At 68.8% G+C, this 1,748-nt stretch carries 2 protein-coding genes; both read right to left on the bottom strand.

Annotation, left to right across the window (positions count from 1 at the left end):
* The coding region (locus tag VIR09_RS16795) for an autotransporter assembly complex protein TamA (protein ID WP_332013900.1) at nucleotides 1-822 on the bottom strand (822 nt) is incomplete at its 3' end.
* Nucleotides 823-825: 3 nt separating this feature from the next.
* Nucleotides 826-1,748, bottom strand: a 923-nt coding sequence (apbC, locus tag VIR09_RS16800) for an iron-sulfur cluster carrier protein ApbC (protein ID WP_332013901.1), incomplete at its 5' end; no start/stop codon positions are given.

Below are 1,748 nucleotides of genomic sequence, written 5' to 3' on the forward strand. Positions count from 1 at the left end.
CGAACCCGCCGCGCGCGCGCGGTCCGCGTTGGGCGCGGGCGTCGGTTGCGCCTTGCCCGGCTGCTCCAGCGACACGAACGCGCCGCGGAAGAACGCGGTGGATTGCAGGTCCTGTTGCCAGGTATCCAGCTTGTTCTGGTCGTAGGCCGCACCCGGGGAGTAGCGCACATAGCGCTCGACCAGCTTCTCGGGCACCCGTTTCAGGCCTTCGGTGGTGAGTTCGCCCATGCGCACCTGGGGGCCGCTGTCTATCGTGACGCGCAAGGCGGCCGAGGCCGTGTCGGCCTCGATCTCGGCCTGCGACGCGGTCATGCGCGCCAGCATGAAGTCACGCGAAGATATCTCGTCCAGCAGGCTCGACTTCGCCTTGTTCCAGTCGCTGTTGATGAAGGGCTGACCGGTCTTGAGCTGCCAATCGTCGCGCAGCTTCTGCACCCGCGAGGCGAACTCGGGCCGAGTGATGCGGCCGGTGAAATCAAGATCCACGGACGTGACGGTGGTGCGCTTGCCCGAGACGATGCTGATGTCCCAGGTTTCTCCGCCGATATCGGTGCCGGCCTCGAGCTTCACCGTGGGCGAGAAGTAGCCCTGGGTGGCCAGGGCCGCCAGCGTCGCGTCGCGCGCGCGCCGGCGCAGCCGGTTGATTTCACCGCCGTCCTGGTCTTCCGCCAGCCGCGCGATCGCGTCGACCGCCTCGGTGATCGCCTGCAGGGCGGCCGGCGGCACTCCACCGGGGTCCACGATGATTTCCGGGCGCTTGGCCAATGCCTCGCCCGTCATCACCACCAGTCCCGCCAAGAAGGCGCGTGCTGCCCACCGCATGCGTCAGGTCGGTTGCTGCACGACGATGGACGGGAATTTCCCGGCCATGTCGCGTGGCAGCGCTGCCACGCCAGCCGCCAGCTTGCGGGCAATGCCGCGGTACAGGGCCGCGGCTTCGCTGCCCGGGTCCGACACCACGGTCGGCGAACCGGCGTCGGTCTGCTCGCGGATCGCCAGGGTCAGCGGCAGGCTGCCCAGCCAGGGCGTGTGGTATTGCTCGGCCATGCGCTGGCCGCCGCCCTCGCCAAAAATATGTTCGGCGTGGCCGCATTGCGAGCAGATGTGGATGGCCATGTTCTCGACCACGCCCAGGATCGGCACCTCGACCTTCTGGAACATGCGCAAGCCCTTGCGCGCGTCCAGCAGCGCCACGTCCTGCGGCGTGGTGACGATGACGGCGCCCACCACCGGCACCTTCTGCGCCAGGGTCAGGGCCACATCGCCCGTACCCGGGGGCATGTCGACGATCAGGTAATCAAGGTCGCGCCAGTTGGTCTGGCGCAGCAACTGCTCCAGCGCCTGCGTCACCATGGGGCCGCGCCAGATGGCGGGCGAATCGGCGTCGATCAGGAAACCGATGGAGTTGGCCTGCAGGCCGTGGCCCGTAAGCGGCTCCATGCTCTTGTTGTCCAGGCTTTCGGGACGGCCCGAGATACCCAGCATGGTCGGCACGCTGGGACCGTAGATGTCAGCGTCCAGCACCCCCACCTTGGCGCCTTCGGCCGCCAGGGCCAGGGCCAGGTTCACGGCCGTGGTGCTCTTGCCCACGCCCCCCTTGCCGGAGGCCACCGCAATAATGTTGCGCACGTTGGGCAGCGGCTTCAAGCCCTTCTGCACCGCGTGGGCGGCGACCTTCCAGGTCACCTCGACCTGGGCGTCGGCCGCGCCGGCGGCGGCCAGCGCCGCCACGGCGATGTCCCGGACCT

It is taken from the genome of Achromobacter sp. (genome assembly GCF_036567245.1).
Taxonomy (GTDB): Bacteria; Pseudomonadota; Gammaproteobacteria; order Burkholderiales; family Burkholderiaceae_B; genus Achromobacter.